The sequence below is a fragment of the Nitrosospira briensis genome (assembly GCF_900115125.1).
Classification (GTDB): Bacteria; Pseudomonadota; Gammaproteobacteria; order Burkholderiales; family Nitrosomonadaceae; genus Nitrosospira; species Nitrosospira briensis_A.
Genome location: NZ_FOVJ01000003.1, coordinates 77,439 through 96,569 on the forward strand (window position 1 = coordinate 77,439; position 19,131 = coordinate 96,569).

Annotated in this window: 16 protein-coding genes, 1 tRNA gene and 1 pseudogene; 11 read left to right on the forward strand and 7 right to left on the reverse strand. The window is 52.8% G+C overall.

The genetic code is table 11. From position 1 onward, the window contains the following. Positions 1-27 precede the first annotated feature (27 nt). The 3 genes from galE to BMZ14_RS15115 all read left to right on the forward strand — a co-directional run bounded on the left by galE (position 28) and on the right by BMZ14_RS15115 (position 3,422). Positions 28-1,068: a UDP-glucose 4-epimerase GalE gene (gene galE / locus BMZ14_RS08440; protein ID WP_074796716.1), complete on the forward strand. Its 1,041-nt coding sequence runs from the start codon at positions 28-30 to the stop codon at positions 1,066-1,068. Positions 1,069-1,198: 130 nt separating this feature from the next. Beyond that, the gene (locus tag BMZ14_RS08445) at positions 1,199-2,647 is read left to right on the forward strand and encodes a mannose-1-phosphate guanylyltransferase/mannose-6-phosphate isomerase (protein ID WP_074796718.1); all 1,449 of its coding nucleotides are present in this window, start codon (positions 1,199-1,201) and stop codon (positions 2,645-2,647) included. Positions 2,648-2,852: 205 nt separating this feature from the next. Further along, complete coding sequence (locus BMZ14_RS15115; protein ID WP_177186947.1) at positions 2,853-3,422, forward strand: FxDxF family PEP-CTERM protein; 570 nt, start codon at positions 2,853-2,855, stop codon at positions 3,420-3,422. A 427-nt stretch (positions 3,423-3,849) separates the two neighbouring features. Here the strand turns inward: BMZ14_RS15115 and BMZ14_RS08455 are convergent. Then, positions 3,850-3,926, reverse strand: a tRNA-Val gene (locus tag BMZ14_RS08455). Between the two features lie 117 nt (positions 3,927-4,043). Between BMZ14_RS08455 and BMZ14_RS08460 the strand changes: the two are divergent. From BMZ14_RS08460 to BMZ14_RS08485, 6 genes and pseudogenes are all read left to right on the forward strand, one after another. Next, positions 4,044-4,776: pseudogene (locus BMZ14_RS08460) on the forward strand (pseudouridine synthase). Positions 4,777-4,844: 68 nt separating this feature from the next. Continuing rightward, a complete protein-coding gene (gene rfbB / locus BMZ14_RS08465) occupies positions 4,845-5,906 on the forward strand; it encodes a dTDP-glucose 4,6-dehydratase (RefSeq protein ID WP_074796720.1) in 1,062 nt (353 codons plus the stop codon). Continuing rightward, on the forward strand, positions 5,906-6,808 hold the full coding sequence (rfbD, locus tag BMZ14_RS08470; protein ID WP_074796722.1) for a dTDP-4-dehydrorhamnose reductase: 903 nt from the start codon (positions 5,906-5,908) through the stop codon (positions 6,806-6,808). Before rfbB ends, rfbD begins: the two co-directional genes overlap by 1 nt. Beyond that, positions 6,805-7,692, forward strand: coding sequence for a glucose-1-phosphate thymidylyltransferase RfbA (gene rfbA, locus BMZ14_RS08475; RefSeq protein ID WP_074796724.1), 888 nt, complete (start codon positions 6,805-6,807; stop codon positions 7,690-7,692). Before rfbD ends, rfbA begins: the two co-directional genes overlap by 4 nt. Further along, positions 7,689-8,240, forward strand: a complete 552-nt coding sequence (gene rfbC / locus BMZ14_RS08480; protein ID WP_074796726.1) for a dTDP-4-dehydrorhamnose 3,5-epimerase — start codon at positions 7,689-7,691, stop codon at positions 8,238-8,240. The genes rfbA and rfbC overlap by 4 nt, the downstream gene beginning before the upstream one ends. Before the next feature lie 53 nt (positions 8,241-8,293). Beyond that, positions 8,294-9,436, forward strand: a complete 1,143-nt coding sequence (locus BMZ14_RS08485; protein ID WP_371265682.1) for a fatty acid desaturase family protein — start codon at positions 8,294-8,296, stop codon at positions 9,434-9,436. A gap of 269 nt (positions 9,437-9,705) precedes the next feature. On the opposite strand, the gene prsT is transcribed toward BMZ14_RS08485, so the two are convergent. Beyond that, a complete protein-coding gene (prsT, locus tag BMZ14_RS08490) occupies positions 9,706-12,456 on the reverse strand; it encodes an XrtA/PEP-CTERM system TPR-repeat protein PrsT (RefSeq protein WP_256208499.1) in 2,751 nt (916 codons plus the stop codon). A gap of 370 nt (positions 12,457-12,826) precedes the next feature. Here prsT and BMZ14_RS08495 point away from each other — a divergent pair, with 370 nt between their 5' ends. Beyond that, the gene (locus tag BMZ14_RS08495; protein ID WP_074796728.1) at positions 12,827-14,107 is read left to right on the forward strand and encodes a nucleotide sugar dehydrogenase; all 1,281 of its coding nucleotides are present in this window, start codon (positions 12,827-12,829) and stop codon (positions 14,105-14,107) included. 18 nt (positions 14,108-14,125) lie between these two features. Continuing rightward, on the forward strand, positions 14,126-15,217 hold the full coding sequence (locus BMZ14_RS08500) for an SDR family oxidoreductase (protein WP_074796730.1): 1,092 nt from the start codon (positions 14,126-14,128) through the stop codon (positions 15,215-15,217). Between the two features lie 21 nt (positions 15,218-15,238). Here the strand turns inward: BMZ14_RS08500 and BMZ14_RS08505 are convergent, their stop codons facing one another. The 5 genes from BMZ14_RS08505 to BMZ14_RS08525 all read right to left on the reverse strand — a co-directional run bounded on the left by BMZ14_RS08505 (position 15,239) and on the right by BMZ14_RS08525 (position 18,875). Continuing rightward, a complete protein-coding gene (locus BMZ14_RS08505; RefSeq protein ID WP_074796731.1) occupies positions 15,239-15,850 on the reverse strand; it encodes a tetratricopeptide repeat protein in 612 nt (203 codons plus the stop codon). Positions 15,851-16,141: 291 nt separating this feature from the next. Continuing rightward, positions 16,142-17,014, reverse strand: a complete 873-nt coding sequence (locus BMZ14_RS08510) for a hydrolase 1, exosortase A system-associated (RefSeq protein ID WP_074796733.1) — start codon at positions 17,012-17,014, stop codon at positions 16,142-16,144. Further along, positions 17,011-17,871 carry a hydrolase 2, exosortase A system-associated gene (locus BMZ14_RS08515; protein WP_074796735.1) on the reverse strand — a complete coding sequence of 287 codons (861 nt, stop codon included), beginning with the start codon at positions 17,869-17,871 and terminating at the stop codon, positions 17,011-17,013. The genes BMZ14_RS08510 and BMZ14_RS08515 overlap by 4 nt, the downstream gene beginning before the upstream one ends. Then, positions 17,868-18,119, reverse strand: coding sequence for an acyl carrier protein (locus BMZ14_RS08520; protein ID WP_074796737.1), 252 nt, complete (start codon positions 18,117-18,119; stop codon positions 17,868-17,870). Before BMZ14_RS08520 ends, BMZ14_RS08515 begins: the two co-directional genes overlap by 4 nt. A 24-nt stretch (positions 18,120-18,143) precedes the next feature. Then, complete coding sequence (locus BMZ14_RS08525; RefSeq protein ID WP_143071932.1) at positions 18,144-18,875, reverse strand: GNAT family N-acetyltransferase; 732 nt, start codon at positions 18,873-18,875, stop codon at positions 18,144-18,146. Between the last annotated feature and the right edge of the window lie 256 nt (positions 18,876-19,131).

The following is a 19,131-nucleotide window of genomic DNA, read 5'->3' on the forward strand; positions in this document are numbered from 1 at the left end:
AGACGCCATTATTTTCAAAGGAAAACCATGATCCTTGTGACCGGCGGGGCGGGCTATATCGGCTCGCACACCTGCGTAGAGCTGCTCAACGCAGATTTCGAAGTTACGGTATTCGACAATTTTTGCAATAGTCACCCCGAGGCACTGGCGCGGGTGGAACGCATCACCGGCAAAAAAATTCGCCTGGTGTGCGGCGACAGCCGGGATCGTGCCGCGCTGGTAACGGCCCTGCGCGAGAGCGGCGCCACCGCCGTGATACACTTCGCCGGGCTCAAGGCGGTAGGAGAATCGGTTAAACACCCGCTGGCCTACTACGACAATAATGTAGTTGGCACGCTACGCCTGCTGGAAGCGATGATCGAATGCGGTGTGAAAACCCTCGTATTCAGTTCTTCCGCCACGGTTTATGGCGATCCAAAGCGACTCCCGCTAACTGAAGATCATCCGCTGTCCGCCACGAATCCTTATGGGCGCAGCAAGCTGATGGTTGAGGAGATTCTGCGTGACTTGTACCGCAGCGATTCTTCCTGGCGTTGCGGTATTCTGCGTTACTTTAACCCGGTAGGAGCCCATCCCAGCGGTTTGATCGGGGAAGACCCGCAAGGCGTTCCCGACAATCTGATGCCTTTCGTCGCGCAAGTGGCGGTAGGGAAACGTGAAGTTCTCAGTGTATGGGGCGACGATTATCCAACTCCGGACGGGACCGGAGTACGGGACTATATTCATGTGGTGGATCTGGCATTGGGTCATCTTAAGGCGCTGGAAGCCCTGGAGGCCATGAACACCGAGGATTTGCGAAAGCAGGGTGGATGTCTGACGGTAAACCTAGGGACTGGAACAGGCTACAGCGTGCTCGATATGGTGCGGGCTTTTGAACATTCAAGCGGCCGGTCGGTGCCATACAAGATCGGTCCCCGCCGTCCGGGTGACATTGCCTCCTGTTATGCCGATCCAAAACTCGCTTCAGACCTGCTGGGTTGGCGCGCGGAGCGGGGGCTGGAAGAAATGTGCCTCGATACCTGGCGCTGGCAAAGCGCGAACCCTGAAGGGTATGCAGGCAGGACTTGACTGATAACAACTGAAAGTATTGCGAAGCGCGCCCCTGGCCCGGTCCTGACTGGTAGCCGGAGCGTGATTTGATGGCAAATTTTATGTGGGGCCGGTTAGAACGAATGGGAAAATTCTCGTTGGAAGTTCGATGCAATCATTGATCCCTGTTGTGCTATCCGGTGGTTCCGGCACACGCCTCTGGCCTCTCTCACGCGAGAAGTATCCAAAGCAGCTTCTGCCTCTTATCGGGGAAGATTCTCTATTGCAGGCGACCCTTCGGCGCATGGAGGGACTAACTGATGTCCAGCTTGGGGCGCCGCTGGTGGTCTGCAACGAGGAATACCGTTTCGTGATCGCGGAGCAGTTAAGGCTGATGGGAACAAAAGGAGCCATTCTGCTTGAACCCGTCGGCCGTAACACGGCACCCGCGCTCACCCTCGCCGCCTTGGCGTCGATGCGTGACGGAGAAGATCCGACTCTGCTGGTCATGCCGGCGGATCACGTGATCATGGATGTGGCGAGCTTCCAGGGGGTCGTACGTCTAGCCATGCCGCTTGCCACTGAAGGCAAGATAGTTACCTTTGGCATCACGCCCGATTCCCCGGAGACGGGCTACGGGTATATTCAGGCCGGCGAGACTCTGGGAAGGGATGGAGCCAGTCGCATCGCCCGCTTTGTGGAGAAGCCCGATCTCGCGACGGCACAAGCTTATCTTGATGCCGGTTCTTACTTTTGGAATAGCGGCCTGTTCATGATGCGAGCCTCCGTCTGGCTCTCGGCCATCGGCTACTGTCGCCCGGATATTTTAACGGCTTGTCGCGCAGCCTGGGATCAGGGTTCGGCCGATGGCGATTTTCTGCGTGTAGGCAAAGAAGCATTCATGCGATGTCCGAGCGACTCTATCGACTATGCGGTCATGGAGCGTATTGCCGGGTGCGAAAGCTCCTTGCCAGTAGGCGCATTCGTTCCGCTATCCGCAGGCTGGTCGGACGTAGGGGCGTGGGATTCCTTGTGGCAGGTGTTGCCGAAGGATGATCAGGGCAACGTATCGCAAGGCGATGCGTTGCTGGAAAATTGCCATAACATGCTGGTGATGGCGGAGCATCGACTGGTCGCGTGCATAGGGGTTGAGGATATGGTGGTGGTTGAAACGCCCGATGCCGTTCTCGTTTCTCATATGAGCAAAACCCAGCATGTAAAAAGAATTGTCGATCGCCTCAAGCGTGAGGGCCGCCCCGAGAGCGAATTGCATCGGAAGGTGTTCCGCCCCTGGGGGTGGTATGACGGCGTCGATTCCGGCAAGCGTTTTCAGGTAAAGCGTATTGTAGTAAAACCGGGTGCGGCCTTATCGCTGCAAATGCACCATCATCGCGCGGAGCACTGGATAGTGGTAAGCGGCACGGCTCAAGTGACGCGCGGTGACGCAAGCTATCTCGTATCGGAAAATGAGTCGACTTTTATTCCGCTAGGGACGCGACACCGCCTGGAAAATCCTGGTTGTGTACCCCTCGAAATGATCGAAGTCCAATCAGGTTCATATTTGGGCGAAGATGATATCGTGCGCTTTGATGATGTTTACGGACGCAACGAAAGCTGACTGGAGTATCTGCCTCTAGTCCACTCGGTCTATTGATCATTCTCCTATGAGGTGTAACCTTTCAGACGTCGGGTTTTGTAGACGTTCTCCTGACTCGGCTGATGAGTGCCTGTTTAACAGCATAGGATGTTGCGCGTTAGGGGGCAACTTGAGTCGTATGAATGGTATATGCACATTTGTTTCAAAAATATAAAGGAGGTAAAAAATGATTAAGCCATCTTTGAAAGTCGGTATTGCTGCCGCAATGCTGGCCAGTGCCAGTTTCGGAGCACATGCCACGACAACGGACCTGGGTGAAGTATCTGCCAGTGTGCCGACGACGTTCACGGGCACGGTGTTGGGAGAGGCAACGACCTTTAGCGATATATTTAACTTTACTCTCGAGCAACCCAATGTGAGTTCAGGATATGATGTCGTTAATTTCCCGGTGGATCTCGGAGAGGTAGGCACCCTGGGAACGGTACTTTCCACCATGTCGCTCGTCTCTTATGGTGCTGACAATACGCAAGGAACCTCGGATGATCAGGTCTTGCAGTCGGTCGTGCTTCCTTCAGCCGGGAACACTCAGGATCATTTGAGCCTTGCATGGGACGAACCGCTTGTCGGTGGGCATTACCTCAACATTACTGGGGTCACCAGCGGCTCGCTGGGCGGTGTATACAGTGGCTCGATCGCTGCAGCCGTTCCCGAACCCGAAACTTATGCCATGCTTCTGGCTGGCCTTGGGTTGATGGGGGCGGTTGTACGTCGCCGGGGCATGCGTAAATCTTCCTGAGTTCTGTCAGGCAGGTTCTATGCAGGTTCTATTTGATGGTTAAGAACGGCCTCCTCCGGAGGCCGTTCTTACTGCTGCAACTTTCTCTTCAGAATCCGATAGCCGTCCGAAAGCGCCGGTGATCAGTTAATATTCCGGCCTTCCAATCGGTTAGATTATTTGGTCCGCCAGGCTGGTTTATCCGGGTATTGAACCTGGTTCAGGACGGCCCTGCTCTCTTTGTGTGCTTTCACATTTCCCGCCCGGTTACCACTCGCTCAGGAATGTTTCCACGGTTCGACTACGCAAGAATCAAGGGTCCTGAATAGCAGCAGCAGGCCGTCCTTCGCCCTAAGTCGTTTTAAACGGGTCAATTATTTTTCAACAAGAGAAAAATAAGAAACGCCGCCTCGATGATTAGCAGCGGAAAATGTACCTGCCGATGTCCTGGTAGGCGCGATTGGACTCGAACCAACGACCCCCACCATGTCAAGGTGGTGCTCTAACCAGCTGAGCTACGCGCCTGAGAAGACCGAATTTTATCTGAAACAGAACGAGCGTTCAAATTATAATGCTGATGCCACATCCTGATTGGCAGTTTTGCTGGCAACTACAGTTTTTTCTATTTGGCTATATCACATCATGGAAAAAATCCGGCTATCCAAACTCATGTCCCAGCAAGGGATTTGTTCCCCGGAGAGAAGCGGATAGCTATATCGAACGGGGGTGGGTGTTCGTGGATGGAGAGCGTGTCAGTGAATTGGGTGCGAAGGTTTTACCGATACAAAAGATAAAGCTGCATAATATGGCGCAAGCGCAGCAGTCGACCCAGGTCACCATACTGCTGAACAAGCCTGTCGGCTACGTATCTGGTCAACCAGAACCGGGATATAAGCCGGCGATAAGCCTGATCAGCCAGGAATCACGCTTTCAGGGCGATCACTCAACAAGACAGTTCAATCCGGCATATCTGAAGGGCCTGGCGCCTGCCGGCAGGCTGGATATTGATTCATGGGGCTTGCTGGTGCTCACACAGGACGGTCGTGTCGCCAAACAGCTGATCGGTGCGGAGTCGGGGATCGAGAAGGAGTATCTGGTACGCGTGGAGGGGACGCTGTCGAAGCAGGGATTAAGGCTGCTCAATCATGGCCTCAGCCTGGATGGCGAAGCACTGAAACACGCTGAAGTGACACGCCAGAATCAGGATCAGATACGCTTCATCTTGCGCGAAGGTAAAAAGCGCCAAATTCGTAGAATGTGCGAACTGGCAGGATTAAAGGTCACCGGATTGAAGCGCGTCCGCATCGGCAAAGTAAAACTGGGGGAGTTGCCGCTAGGAAAGTGGCGCTATCTCAGGGATGGGGAAGAGTTTTAAGACAGCTTTACAGCCGCCTTCTTTATAGGTATCGACGTTTAATTTCACGAATTTCAGGATCACGGCAAATGATTTTGGTAACCGGTGGCGCTGGGTTCATTGGCGCAAATTTTGTACTGGAGTGGCTTTCGCAGTCTGACGAGGCGATCGTCAATCTCGACATACTTTCTTATGCGGGAAACCTGGAGAGTCTCGGCACACTGATGCAAGATGAGCGGCACGTTTTTGTTCAGGGCGACATCTGCGATAGTGCCCTCGTGACTCGCTTGGTCGGCCGCTACCAACCCCGCGCCATAATCAATTTCGCTGCGGAAAGCCATGTGGATCGCTCTATCCACGGTCCGGAAGATTTTATCCAGACCAATATTGTCGGTACCTTCCGCCTCCTGGAAGCCGCCCGCAGCTACTGGAACGGCCTGAACGGACGCAAAAAGCAGGATTTTCGTTTTCTCCACGTTTCCACTGACGAGGTTTATGGTTCCCTGGGCAAGGGTGAGCCACCCTTCGATGAGGCGCATCGCTACGAGCCCAATAGTCCTTACTCTGCCAGTAAGGCGTCCAGCGATCACCTGGTGCGCGTGTATCACCATACCTATGGCTTGCCTGTGCTTACAACCAATTGTTCCAATAATTATGGTCCGTATCAATTCCCGGAAAAGCTCATTCCGCTCATAATCGTCAATGCCCTCGCAGAGAAGCTGTTACCAGTATACGGTGATGGTCAGCAAGTCCGCGACTGGCTTTATGTAGAGGACCATTGCAGCGCCATTCGCCGTGTCCTGGAAGCCGGCAGGCCGGGGCAAATTTATAATATCGGGGGATGGAACGAGAAGCCCAACCTCGATATTGTTCATACCATTTGCGGCCTGCTGGATACGTTGCGGCCGCGACCCGCAGGACCCTACGGTGACCTGATCCATTTCGTTACAGATCGTCCTGGCCATGACCGCCGGTATGCAATCGATGCGAGGAAAATCGAGCAGGAATTGGGCTGGAAGCCCGCGGAAACGTTTGAAACAGGTATTCGCAGAACAGTGCAGTGGTATCTTGATAACCCAGGCTGGGTTGGTAATGTTCAATCCGGGGCCTACCGCACCTGGGTTGAGAAGAATTACAGCAGGCGTGCCTGATGAAGATACTGCTCTTCGGAAAGGACGGCCAGGTCGGTTGGGAGCTGCAACGCAGTCTTGCACCTTTGGGCGAGTTGGTGGCCCTGGATTTCGACAGCGGGGAATTTTGTGGAGACTTTACGCGTCCTGACGGGATTGCTGAAACCGTCAGGATAATCGCTCCCGACGTGATCGTGAACGCTGCAGCGCATACCGCGGTGGACCAGGCCGAGAGCGAGCCGGAGCGTGTCCGCGTGATTAACGCCATGACTCCCGCGGTACTCGCTCACGAAGCCGGCAAGCTTGGCGCCTGGCTGGTCCATTATTCCACTGATTATGTGTTTGATGGAAGTGGAAGCACACCCTGGGTGGAAACGGATTCGGCGGGACCATTGAATGTATACGGCGTAACCAAGCTGGAGAGCGAGGAAGCGATAATCGGATCGGGCTGCCGTCATCTGATCTTTCGCACCAGCTGGGTTTTTGCCGCGCGTGGCGGCAACTTTGCAAAAACAATGTTGCGTCTAGGCCAGGAACGAGATAGCCTCACCGTAATTGATGACCAGATTGGCGCGCCGACGGGCGCTGACCTGCTCGCTGACGTTACCGCGCATGCTATTCGTGCGGCAATGCAACGGACAGGCACTTCCGGCCTTTATCATCTGGTCCCCGCGGGTGAGACCTCCTGGTACGGCTACGCGCAGTTTGTATTGAATTTCGCTCGTCAAGCCGGGGTAAGGCTCACTGTCGAGCCGGAGAGTATTCTCCCGATAACCAGCAGCGCATTTTCCTGCCCCGCCCGGCGACCGAAAAACTCGCGTCTGGATACCAGAAAATTGCAAAGTACCTTCGATTTGACTTTGCCCTCATGGCAAACAGGGGTGGCACGCATGCTTACCGAAATTCTTGGGAAGGCACCATGACCCAACGCAAAGGCATCATACTCGCCGGCGGCTCCGGCACACGGCTCTACCCTGTAACAAAGGTGGTCTCGAAGCAGTTGCTGCCCATTTACGACAAGCCGATGATCTACTATCCCCTGAGTACGCTCATGCTGGCAGGTATTCACGACATCCTTGTCATTTCCACTCCCCAGGATACCCCGCGTTTTGAACAACTCCTGGGCGATGGAAGCGATTGGGGCTTGAACTTGCAATATGCGGTGCAGCAGAGGCCGGATGGGTTGGCACATGCCTTCACCATTGGCAAGAATTTTATCGGACCCGATCCCAGTGCACTTGTGCTGGGCGATAATATTTTCTATGGACACGATCTGCATGTGCAACTCCGCCGAGCGATGGAAAAGCAGGAGGGAGCGACAATATTTGCCTATCACGTACAAGACCCGGAACGTTACGGTGTCGTCACTTTCGATGCCCATAACCAGGTTTCTTCGCTGGAAGAAAAACCGGCCCGACCCAAGAGCAACTATGCGGTTACCGGTTTGTATTTCTACGATAATCACGTGGTGGACATTGTGGCAGGGCTCAGACCTTCTGCGCGCGGGGAACTGGAAATTACTGATGTCAACCGCTGCTATCTGGAACAAAACGGGCTGAGCGTGGAAATCATGGGCCGCGGTTATGCGTGGCTGGATACAGGTACGCACGAAAGTCTGATAGAAGCCAGCAATTTCATCGAAACCATTGAACACCGGCAAGGTCTTAAAGTGGCCTGTCCGGAAGAGATTGCCTATCGCCAGGGTTTCATCAACGCGGCAGAGCTTGAGAGACTGGCGCAACCCCTGGCCAAAAATGGCTATGGCCGATACTTATTGCGTTTGTTGGACGAGCGGGTGGTCACATGAAAGTAATCTCCACTTCCATTCCCGATGTCTTGATTATCGAACCCGAAGTTTTTGGCGACAGCCGTGGGTTTTTTTTTGAAAGTTTCAACCAGAAGAATTTCAGCCAGGAAACCGGGCTTGATGTGAAGTTCGTGCAGGACAACCATAGCCGCTCCGCCAAAGGCGTATTGCGGGGCTTGCACTACCAGATCAGGCAGCCTCAGGGCAAGCTGGTGCGAGTAGTGCGTGGGGCTGTGTTCGATGTGTCCGTGGACATCCGGAAGTCGTCTCCGACCTTTGGCCGTTGGATCGGGGTGGAACTATCTGAAGATAATTACCGTCAACTATGGGTTCCGCCGGGATTCGCCCACGGTTTTTATGTGCTAAGCGAAAGCGCCGATTTTTTATACAAGACCACGGATTACTATATCCCCGATTTTGAACGCAGCGTGTTGTGGAACGACCGTGATATTGGCATTTCATGGCCGATCGGGACTGGTGCTCAACCCACCATTTCCACAAAGGACACAAACGCGGCGAGACTGGCAGACGCCGAGGTTTTTGAATGAGGCTTCGGCTTATCCGATGGTCTGTCACGTAGAGGAAAGGAAAACGGATAGGTGTGAGCGTCGTTGACCGCAAAGGTGAGTATTCGGAAATGATAGAAGCGACAACAGGCCAGGAGTTTCCATTGCGGGAGGCGCATCGCCTCGTCCGCGATCTTATGACGCCTAACCCATGGATCTACTGGATCGATTTTCTCGTCCATATCTCACTGGGCTGGGGCGCCTTTATTACGATCCTGTCTATGCCGCTGTCTCTCCCCTGGCAGCTTCTGGGCGGAATCATCGCCATGCTCGCCTTTTATCGCGCTGCTATTTTCATTCATGAACTGGCGCATCTGAAAAAGGGCACATTCCGGTTATTCCGCCTGGTGTGGAATGTCGCCTGCGGCATACCGCTGCTGATCCCTTCCTTCACCTATGATGGCGTGCACAACGACCACCACAAGCGGGACATCTATGGCACAGACAAGGATGGCGAGTATGTCCCCTTCGCAACCCTGAAGCCTGTAGTCATGATTGGCTATGTAATGCTGTCATTTATTTTGCCGCTATTCTTCATAATCCGTTTTCTGCTTCTTACACCCCTGTCTTATCTGATTCCGCCGTTGCGTAAGCTCGTCTGGGAACGCGCTTCTTCTCTCACTATCGACATGAATTATAAACGTGCGGAAACTGCGATCCGTAATGACAAGCACTGGAAGATCCAGGAATTCGCCGCTTTTGTTTTCATAACGGGAGTGGTTGCAGCCATTGCCTGGGATGTTTTAAGCCCTCGGTTCCTGGTTCTCTGGTACGTGATAGCCATGTTTATCTTTTTTATAAATTCCTTGCGTACGCTTAGCGCACATGCTTATCGTAACCCCGGCGATCGCCCAATGGAATTTGCAGAGCAATATCTCGACTCCATCAATGTTCCGGGCAACCTCTTCATTACTGGCTTATGGGCTCCGGTGGGCCTGCGCTATCATGCGACACATCACCTTTTCATGAGCATGCCCTACCATAACCTGGGCGAGGCCCAGCGTCGTTTAGTAAACGGTTTGAGCGATAACACGCTTTATCTGAAGACTGTCAGGACCAGTATGTGGGATGCACTGCGGCGGATTTGGGGTGAAGCTGTTTCAAACACACGGCAAGCTGATGTGTCCGATCCCCACACTACATTTGAAGATGCCGTAGGCAGGGAAAAAAACGCATGATGAAACAATGCCCTGTTATGACATGTGGAAAAACCGGACGGCTCGCCGGGCCCCGGGCTGGTGTCGGTTGAAGCGAGCTCTGTCATCCCCTCTGCAGGCCGCACATGCCGCGGAGGATGTCAGCGGCGCATGAATTAAACTGACAGAAAGCCGAATCTGCTGCATGCATGTGAAATAATACCGATCCGTTCCGCGTCCCCTAGAGTCGAAAGCATTTTTTTTTCATCATCCAACTGTCTCTTCAACCGTTCCTGCATTCACTATCCGGTTTACTGTATCTGCTTCAGCAATGTTCTGGCCTCATCGATATTTGGAAAGCTCTTGCCGGTACCAAGGAGCTGCTCCAGTTCTTTGCGGGCTTTAGCTTTTTCGCCTGTCTTGACCAACCCATGCGCCAGATGGTAGCGAAGATCTGGTGCTCCCGGAGCGAGCGAGACTGCTTTCTGCAAGAGCGGCAGACCTCGGGCGGTATTGCCTTGTTCTACCAGGATCCATCCCAGCGTGTCCAATATTGCCGGGTTGTCGGCCGCTAGCTGATATGCTTTTTCGGCATATTCCACGGCTTGAGGATCTTTTTCCTGCTGCAAAGTTGTAGCGAGATTATTCAAGGCCGGTACATGTTTCGGATTTTGCTTCAAGATAGCCTGATATTGCTCGATGGCGGGCTTCGCCTGCTGGTCAGCGATATAAACCTGGGCGAGATACATACGAACAGCATCGTCGGTGGGATGCTCCTTCAGCCACTGAAGCAAACGGGGATTCGCTTCTTTGCCTTTTCCTGCCTGGCTGAGCGCCGTATGCAACTTCACCAATAATGGCGGCGTCTTGCCGATGGCAAATGCGTGCTCATAAGCCTTGGCGGCGAGCGCAGGATTTCCTTGCTTCATTAACAGATCTCCCTCGGCGACGTAGCCCGCCGGTATCTTTTCATGCTGCTTCTGGATCCGTCGCGCTATTGCCATTGCCTTCTCATAATCCTGCTGGCGTGATTCAAGCGCGATCTGTGCCAATTGCGCGTTCAGGTAATCCGGTTTTATAGCCAGTGCTTTTTTCAGCGCGTCGGAGGCCGCCGGGAAATCCTGCGCTTCCATGTAGAGAGAGGCAATGCGGAATTGAACAACAGGGGAATCCGGCCGCATCCCGGCGAGTTTATTGTAGCTCTCAAGCGCGGCGGATTTATTATTGTTTACATATTGTGCCTGCGCAACTAAATCCAGCACATCCGGATTATCCGGGTTCGCACCCTGAAGCTTTCGGGCAAGGGTAAGAGATTTCTCCTTTTCCCCAGTACGTAGATAATGGGCCGTCAGAAGTAAGGCAGGCTGAAGTACGTCAGGATTCTGCTGGGTAGCGCGTTCCAGCCAGGCTGTCGCTTCTTTTTTCTGTCCCTGATTGAGGGCAAGACGTGATAGCGCGGCCATGGCTTGGATATTCTTTTTGTCTTTTTCAAGGATGGCTTCAAAGCGCCTTTTCGCTGCTTCCGGCTTCTTCTCCCGCAGATCAAGCTGCGCTAGGTTTGCCGCGGCGGCGTAATAGGAGGGTTGCAGCGAAAGCGCTCTTTCAAAACTCTCCCGCGCACCAGGAACATTTTTTTTGTTCAGGTAAATGCCACCCTTCAAATTATGTATGAGAGCGTTATCCGGATGTTCCTTCTCGAGCGCTTTTGCTGCTGCAAGGGCTTTGTCGAACTCCTTGAGACGGAGATGAGTCATGATCAGGAGGATGCCTGCCTGAGATGACTTGGGGTCCAGCCTTGTTGCCGTTTCCAGTTCGGCCACGGCATTGGAACTGTCTCCCAGCCCCATCCTGCTCATGCTTAAGGCAGTGTGGAATGCCGCGCTTTTGGGGACGATATTGCTTGCCTTTTCAAAATATTCCGCCGCCTTGGAAAAGTCCTTGGCCTGCATATAGGATTCGCCCGCGAGAGCAAATAGCTGCGCATCTTGCTTCTCAACCTTTAGTGCGGGGTTCAGTATTGAAATGGCACGCTGGGTTTCCCGGTTCTTCAAAAGAACAGAAGCCAGGAGCTTGCGAGCGTAGAGGCTTTCCGGGTCCTTCTCCAGGTATTGCTTCAAGTGCTGTTCTGCTTGCGGCACTGATCCGAGTGCGATCTGCACTGCACCTGCAAGTAGCAAGCTCGGCATGTGGTCGGGGTATGAACGCAATACCTGTTGCAAGGATTCCAGCGCGACGGCAGGTTTCCCCTGATTAAAATCCAGCAAGGCCTGGCTGTAGAAGACCATGAGATTACCCGGCGACAACTTGCGAGCCGTTTCGATGTTGGCTTTGGCAGCCTCAAATTCTCTCTTGTCGATTTCTATGAAGGCTTTATTGATGTAGGCAGAGGCACTGTCAGGCTTTAACTTTATAACCTGATCATAAGCGGCAAGGGCAGGACCATTTTCCCCCTGGGCGCGCAGCAGGTCCCCTTTGAAAAGCCAGGCCCCGGCGTCCTGCGGATTCCGCGTTACAGCCCGCTCCGAATACTGCATTGACGCCTCGATGTCTCTCTTAAAGAGGGAATATTTAGCCAAACCGATTAACGCATCCGAAAAATCCGTTTTATCCTCAAGTGCGTGGTTGAACAGGTCTTTGGCGTCCTCAACCTTGCCCAGGCCCAGTAACGCGGTCCCCCTCAGTGTTGAAATCTCGGCTGAATTTTTATCTTCAGAAAGTTGCTTTGTTTCATCGAGAACCTGTTGCAATTGGCCCAGACTGAGCAACGCCTGTCCCAAATCAGGCATCACCTTTGCTGGATTCATTCCGAGGCTCAGGGCCTTTCGAAGCTCTTTCTCGGCCGATCGAGAATCGCCGGTCTTGTTATAGATAACGCCCAGGAGATAGCGAGCTTCAGGATCATCGGGACTTTTTTGCAAAGCGTTTTTAAGCTGGATAATGGCTGCCTTGTGGTCCCCTTTTTCATCGTAGCGTCTGGCGTCCGAAATCAGGGTTTGTGGGTCCTCGGACTTTGCGCAACCGGCCACGCCCCCGATCAGTGCTGCGGAGATAATTAACGTCAAGAGATTTTCAGTTACAGCCGCGCTTAACTTAAGCATATAAAATTCCCTTCTCTCCCATAAAGCTTGCGTAATCGCCACGCAAGGTTTTTTCAGAACCAGTTCAAGCAACCGAAGTTGCGGCCATATTACAATGGATTGTTTCATGCTGGAGTTCGAGCCACACAAGGCAGGCCAGCGCCAATCCCGGAAACTGCAGGTTCGAGTCGCTCCTTCGCTCCGTGCTCTTCGGTATGATATGCTGGCATGAGCCGGATGGAAATTGCACCTTGGTACAGTTTCATTTAAAGGCTTGCGGCCTGATGATACCGGATTGTTTTCCGTATAGCAGTTGTTTTCGGGCCTGAATCACAAATAGAAGGGGAGATCGTTGATGAATGTTGTAGCTGTAGTTGGATTAGGGTATGTAGGATTACCATTGGCAGTTGAACTTGGAAAAAAACGGGAAACCATAGGTTATGATGTATCCAACAGCAAGGTCGAAAGTTACAAGCGATATATCGATCCTACCGGCGAAGTTTCTCTGGATGACTTGCAGGCGGCAAGCAATCTTCTTTTTACCACTGATGCGGCTGAGCTAGCGCGCGCCGATTTTGTTATCATCGCTGTTCCGACACCGGTAGACCTTGCTCATCAGCCCGATTTTGCCGCGCTTGTTGGCGCAAGTCAGGCGGTCGGAAAACACATGAAGCGCGGCGCCATCGTTATTTATGAATCTACGGTTTATCCAGGGGCAACGGAAGAAGTGTGCGTTCCGGTTCTGGAGAAGTATTCGGGTATGAAATGGAAAGAAGATTTTCACGTTGGCTTTTCTCCTGAACGTATCAACCCTGGCGATAAACAACATACGCTTACCAGCATCCTTAAAGTTGTATCGGGAGACGATGAAGATACGCTGGAGAAAATAGCCATTCTTTATGAAAGCGTAATTTCAGCTGGGGTGCACCGAGCGTCAAGCATCAAAGTGGCGGAGGCCGCCAAGGTAATCGAGAATACACAACGTGACCTGAACATCGCTTTGATGAATGAACTGGCAATCATTTTCGACAAGCTCGGGATTGACACGCTGGAGGTCCTCCAGGCCGCCGGCACGAAATGGAATTTTCTGCCCTTTCGTCCCGGTCTGGTCGGGGGGCATTGTATCGGTGTGGATCCCTATTACCTCACTCACAAGGCGGAGATGATCGGTTATATACCCCAGGTCATTCTCGCGGGGCGTAGAATCAACGACAGCATGGCCAAGTTCGTGGCCGAACAGACGATAAAACATATCATCAAGGCAGACATCAACGTGCGGGGTGCGCGCGTGAACGTTTTAGGCTTATCCTTCAAGGAAAACTGCCCTGATCTGAGAAACTCCAAGGTTGCCGATCTGATCAACGAGCTCAAATCCTACGGGATAGAGATCCATGTCCATGACCCGCTGGCGAACCCTGAAGAAGCTCGCCACGAATATGGTCTGGAACTCGAATCATGGGATGATCTTCCGCGCGCCGATGCGCTAATTGTTGCAGTCTCGCATCGGCAATTCATCAACACCCCCTTGGCCGATTTTCACTCCAAAATTACCGATAAAGGATGCTTTATCGACGTCAAATCGCAATTTGATTCCCTCGCGCTGCGTAGGGCGGGCTTCAATGTCTGGAGACTTTGAAAAAAGGCTGGCCTGATAATGACAAGATATCAACAGGTGCTTCAGCATTTGGAAAATCACCGGTCGCACTGGCTGGTAACCGGTGTTGCCGGCTTCATCGGGTCTAATTTACTGGAAGCCCTGCTCAAGCGGAACCAGAAGGTAACCGGCCTGGATAACCTTTCGACCGGCTACCGCCACAATCTGGAGCAGGTCAGGGAATTGGTCGGGGAAAATGCCTGGCTCAATTTTACTTTTATCGAAGGCGATATCCGCGATCTGGATGCCTGCAGGAATGCGTGCAAGGACGTGGATTATGTATTGCATGAAGCGGCTCTCGGATCGGTGCCGCGTTCAATTCAAGACCCCATCCATACAAACGAGAGCAACATCTCCGGTTTCCTGAATATGTTGGTGGCCTCGCGTGATTCCGGTGTGAAGCGCTTCATTTACGCGGCTTCCAGCTCCACTTATGGCGATCACACCGCATTGCCCAAGGTCGAGTCGGTCATCGGCCTCCCGCTCTCGCCATACGCTGTTACCAAGTATGTCAATGAACTCTATGCAGATGTATTCGCCCGCTGCTACGGAATGAACTCCATCGGCCTGCGCTATTTTAACGTCTTTGGCCCCAGGCAGGACCCGAATGGAGCGTATGCGGCAGTGATTCCGCAATGGGTTGCTGCACTCATCCGGAATCAAACGTTGTACATCAACGGAGATGGCGAAACCAGCCGGGATTTCTGTTTTATCGACAACGTCATTCAGATCAATTTTCTTGCGGCGCTGACTGAAATGCCCCAGGCAGTCAATCAGATTTATAATGTGGCGGTGGGGGAACGCACCAGCTTGAACCGCCTCTACGAGATGATGCGCGCGCTTTTGTCAGAGAAGTTTCCCGCCCTGCGGGCTCATAAACCCGTATATGCCGATTTTCGCAAGGGAGATGTGCTGCATTCTCAGGCCGATATTTCCAAAGCTGGCGAAATGTTGGGTTACGATCCGACCCATCGGATTGATGAAGGGCTAAAGCAGGCGATGGGGTGGTATACAGCCTATCTTACGCCTGGAAAGGAGGAACCTGCCGCAGGCGTGGCTAGCGCTTCCAACGAAAGGCCAGATTTTCCCTGAGCCGATCGGCACTTTGTTCCGCTAATCGTTCCATTTGCCTGCTTCCATCAACTGATTCTTCAGGCCAGGCAGCGGAAAGCCCAGTTCATACGCTTTCTTTGCATAGATATTTGCCTGTTCGTAATCTTTTTTCTTTACATAGAGCAACCCGAGATTGTAGTTGATGGTGGGATTTTCGGGCTCAAGGTCAACAGCAATCCGAAATTGTTCGGCAGCCTCATCAATTTGCCCGGCTTTTAACAAATAATTGCCATATACCATACGGACCGTACCATCATTCGGTTTAAACCGGATGGCGCGATCAAAAAAGCAACCAACAGAATATTTCGAGCCGGCCGGTTTTAAAGTCTTGTCTCGCAGGGAAAGTTTCCCAAATGCCGCTAGTGCGCGGTGATGATTAGGAAACAGTATCAGTGTATAAGCCAGATCTGCGCCAAGCGTTCCTGTGTTTCCATGGCGCAGATTCTCTATCTCGGGGGTAAAATGATGTCGCTCGACAGTTGCCAAAAAGATTTTTTGCTCAGCACTCGTATAGTCCCGTACGTTTTCCAGTTCCCCACAATAAGGGGCTGCTTCAAGGGTTGTGGAAATTATCGAAATTGCTAATATTCCGATACCGAATATGCCTTTCAATTATGCTCCTTGCAATTTAGCATGTTTCGACCGTACTGCATTTCCCGCTTCAGAGTGGTAATGCCGGCCCCTTTTTCATCCGGGGTGAAAATTGCCCGGCTCGCTGATTTTAGATTTCGCGGTTCGCCGCGATTTGTTGAACCGCCGCGACTTATCCGGGACCGCCAGAAAATGCGAGGTGGTCCTTATAATATCATTCCTGACATGCGTAACAACTATTCGTTTTGTCGGCACGACGCGAATCTCAAGCCGCAGGGAGCAGGTTCACGTCATGATTCATCACGATACGTGTTACCACGAGTGTATCCATTCTCTTGTCCAGTTTGCTACTGTGTCACGCCACGCACGACGGGAAAAGGTGTGATTTGCTTCGGGAAAATCTAGACGCGACACGCGTGGGGAGTCCAGCAGCTTCTGCCATTCGGGAGAACTGTTCACAACGCTCTGAAATTCTTGTGCAGTAAGGTCTTTTCCACTGGTTATCAGCAGCACCTTTCCCTCGAAATGGCCGAGACCGTGAAGCATGCGCGCCGGCAGACCGTCATTAAAAGACCTGTCGCAAGCCCTATCCGTTGCGTTAACTACAATTCGTTTCTTTACGGACACGGCTTGAAAGACGGTCTTCACAAGGGATCGAGCTGCATCCGAATAGCTAAACTTCCCGGTCAATACCTTGCCCCAGAACTCTCGCTCCAGAATGCGTGCAGCATAATAATGCTTCAGATAAGCCTTAGCGGCCCCTTCATTCGTTCTTACCCAGGGATTCAGCAGCGCCAGTCCAGTCACGCGGGGATCCATGTATGCGTAGAAGACAGCGGCAGATGCGGCGTCACAAAGTCCCCAAATCACCAGCTCCTTGAGTGGAGGCATCTCCTTGAAAAATGTATCAATCGCGCAACGCAGATCATCTTCCACTTCTTCAAAGGTTCTTGTATCCCCCTCGCTATCCCCCATTCCGCGGGAGTCGAAGCGGAGGACGGGAATTCCATGTGCCGCCAGATGGCGAGCAAGTAACGTGAATTGGCGATGGCTTCCCACGCGATATTGAGGCCCGCCTACTACAATTAACACACCTCGTGCCCCGGGTTTCTCCGGTAAGCTCAAAACCCCGTATAGCCAGGCATCGTTACAGGGAAAAGCGAGAGCGTGCTCCTCGAAATTCATAAGCGCTTTTCGGCAAAAATGTCTGTTGTAGCCGCCACCAGCCCGGCACACTCGGAAATCTCCTGGGTTGCCCAAAATGGCAAGCAAGGTACAAGGTGCAAATGCAAATCGACTTCTTTCTGCTTCCAGGCGCTTATAACCTTCGCGCCCGCAGGGGGCATGGGGCGGCCAGCCTCAGCCACGATCTCAAGCCAGTGAATAGTACTTTTTGCCACCGCCAGGTCAGCCGCTTTCAACTTGTCAATAACCATAGTCAGGCCGGGCGCAAGCTCATACCCTGCCACTTCGAGCGTTTCCCCGTTTGCCAGTTGAGTACGCATGGTGCCTGTCCCTGTCGCCTTTACGCCATCTACGCCGGCTGCAAGCATCTCGTTAGCCAGCCGCAGCCGCAAAAACTGATTCACGAACGATTCTCCATTGATTACCGGTTGCCACAGGACGATCTGGTCAATGGTATTTTCCCAACTTCTGGCGAAGTCCAGTGCAAGCAATGCCCCAAGGCGCAGACCCCAGAGGCTGACGGGGGCATTGACCTTGTCCCCAAGCCAATTCATTGCGACAAACAGGTCCTGCTTCCAGACATTCCAGCGCGCATCTCCGAATTCCCCGCTACTGTCGCCACAACCGAAGAGATCCATCTGGAGTACGCCAAACCCTATCGCGGCGAAAGCCCTTGCCTGCATCGCGACCATGCGCCGGGATTTGTTCATTTCGTCTCCGAAGGGATGGACGTAGATAAACGCTCCGCGGCATTCCATGCCGGGAAGGGGTGCATAATAAAGACAGAAGCGCTTTCCGGAATCTGCGTTCAGAAAAAAGGGCCTGGCAGGAGCGACACCCTTCGGAGCTTCCTTCATTCAGCAAGCTTCTGCTCAACGAAGCGTGTCAGACTGCCAAGCGTTTCGAAAGTCCTTGCGCTGATCTCATCATCATCCACAGCAATGTCAAAATGCTCTTCCATAGCAGTAATTACATTAACAACCGCCATGGAATCCAATTCGGGGAGGCTACCCAGCAAGTTTGAATCCTCCTTAAGGAAATTCTTTCGCTCGCCGAGGCTCAGTACGTCAGACAGAATGTTTTTCACTTCTTCAAGGTGCTGCATTATTGCTCCGTAGTAGGTTTTGTCTTAAAGGATGGGCGGGATTTCACCGAGCCCCTGAGTGTTGAGGTGAAATTCGGGAAATGACCCGGGATGGGACGATAGATGAAAGTAGGGGGATATGGAGGCGAACGTGATTTGCCAACGGCCGGCGCAAAGGAAGATCGCGCTGCCCAGGGATAAGGTTCCGAGACGGGCGTGGGCGGCAAGCGAGCCTGCATTGAAGGGGGAAATACGGCTGCACGACCACAGCACATCATGTTCGCGCAAGACCCGGTTCGCCCCATCCCATAGGCGTGGGAAAGTCAGTCCCAGCCGGGAATCCGGCGCTACATACACATCGAAATCCCATGCAGCCCGGCCTGCCGGAAGCGGTATATAACGCGCACGCACTTCATCTTCCTGATAGCTGCCCAGCAATAGCCACAGAAAGCCCACGAAGCGCTGCTCTTTAAGAGCGACCAGGCATTTTGCTCCTTGCTTGAATCGCGCTTGGATCGCCGGAGCAGGCCTGGGGAATTGCCGGGCAATCTCGTCCTGTTCGTTAATCAGCCGAACTTCAATCTTCTCGCCCCTTCCTGGCGGAAGTAAAGTAGTCTTCGCCACTGGCTGCGCGATCAGGTAATACCTGTAGATTCGCAGATTTCCCCTTGACATCACGCCCATAAGTCTGTCGAGCGCGAAAAGGCCGACATTAACCCAGCCCCACTGCTGCACCATCTTGTAGAACTCTTTTTTTCGTCCCGCTATCGATGCCATTACTTTTGTAACAATTGATTAGCCTGAATGTCCGGTAGCGGCGGCCAATGAGGTTCAGGAGTTGGATAATTTGTCGGACAATTGGCCAGGCTGCCGAACAGCCTGTAAGCCGAACAGGATATAAGAATCGAGCGAGAGCTCTTCCAACAATCTCCCGAATTTTTCCAACAACTCTCAGTGAAGGTTGCCGTTGGAACGATTGAAACCCGGAGTCACAATGTCTTCCAGGAATACGCGCTTATTCCGTGGAAGGCCC

What these genes read in the sequence shown, in the direction of transcription:
- BMZ14_RS08525 (WP_143071932.1), bottom strand. Translation starts at nt 18,875, where the DNA reads ATGGCATCGATAGCGGGACGAAAAAAAGAGTTCTACAAGATGGTGCAG.
- galE (WP_074796716.1), top strand. Translation starts at nt 28, where the DNA reads ATGATCCTTGTGACCGGCGGGGCGGGCTATATCGGCTCGCACACCTGC.
- BMZ14_RS08520 (WP_074796737.1), bottom strand. Translation starts at nt 18,119, where the DNA reads ATGCAGCACCTTGAAGAAGTGAAAAACATTCTGTCTGACGTACTGAGC.
- rfbC (WP_074796726.1), top strand. Translation starts at nt 7,689, where the DNA reads ATGAAAGTAATCTCCACTTCCATTCCCGATGTCTTGATTATCGAACCC.
- rfbA (WP_074796724.1), top strand. Translation starts at nt 6,805, where the DNA reads ATGACCCAACGCAAAGGCATCATACTCGCCGGCGGCTCCGGCACACGG.
- BMZ14_RS15115 (WP_177186947.1), top strand. Translation starts at nt 2,853, where the DNA reads ATGATTAAGCCATCTTTGAAAGTCGGTATTGCTGCCGCAATGCTGGCC.
- rfbB (WP_074796720.1), top strand. Translation starts at nt 4,845, where the DNA reads ATGATTTTGGTAACCGGTGGCGCTGGGTTCATTGGCGCAAATTTTGTA.
- rfbD (WP_074796722.1), top strand. Translation starts at nt 5,906, where the DNA reads ATGAAGATACTGCTCTTCGGAAAGGACGGCCAGGTCGGTTGGGAGCTG.
- BMZ14_RS08500 (WP_074796730.1), top strand. Translation starts at nt 14,126, where the DNA reads ATGACAAGATATCAACAGGTGCTTCAGCATTTGGAAAATCACCGGTCG.
- BMZ14_RS08515 (WP_074796735.1), bottom strand. Translation starts at nt 17,871, where the DNA reads ATGAAGGAAGCTCCGAAGGGTGTCGCTCCTGCCAGGCCCTTTTTTCTG.
- BMZ14_RS08495 (WP_074796728.1), top strand. Translation starts at nt 12,827, where the DNA reads ATGAATGTTGTAGCTGTAGTTGGATTAGGGTATGTAGGATTACCATTG.
- BMZ14_RS08445 (WP_074796718.1), top strand. Translation starts at nt 1,199, where the DNA reads ATGCAATCATTGATCCCTGTTGTGCTATCCGGTGGTTCCGGCACACGC.
- BMZ14_RS08510 (WP_074796733.1), bottom strand. Translation starts at nt 17,014, where the DNA reads ATGAATTTCGAGGAGCACGCTCTCGCTTTTCCCTGTAACGATGCCTGG.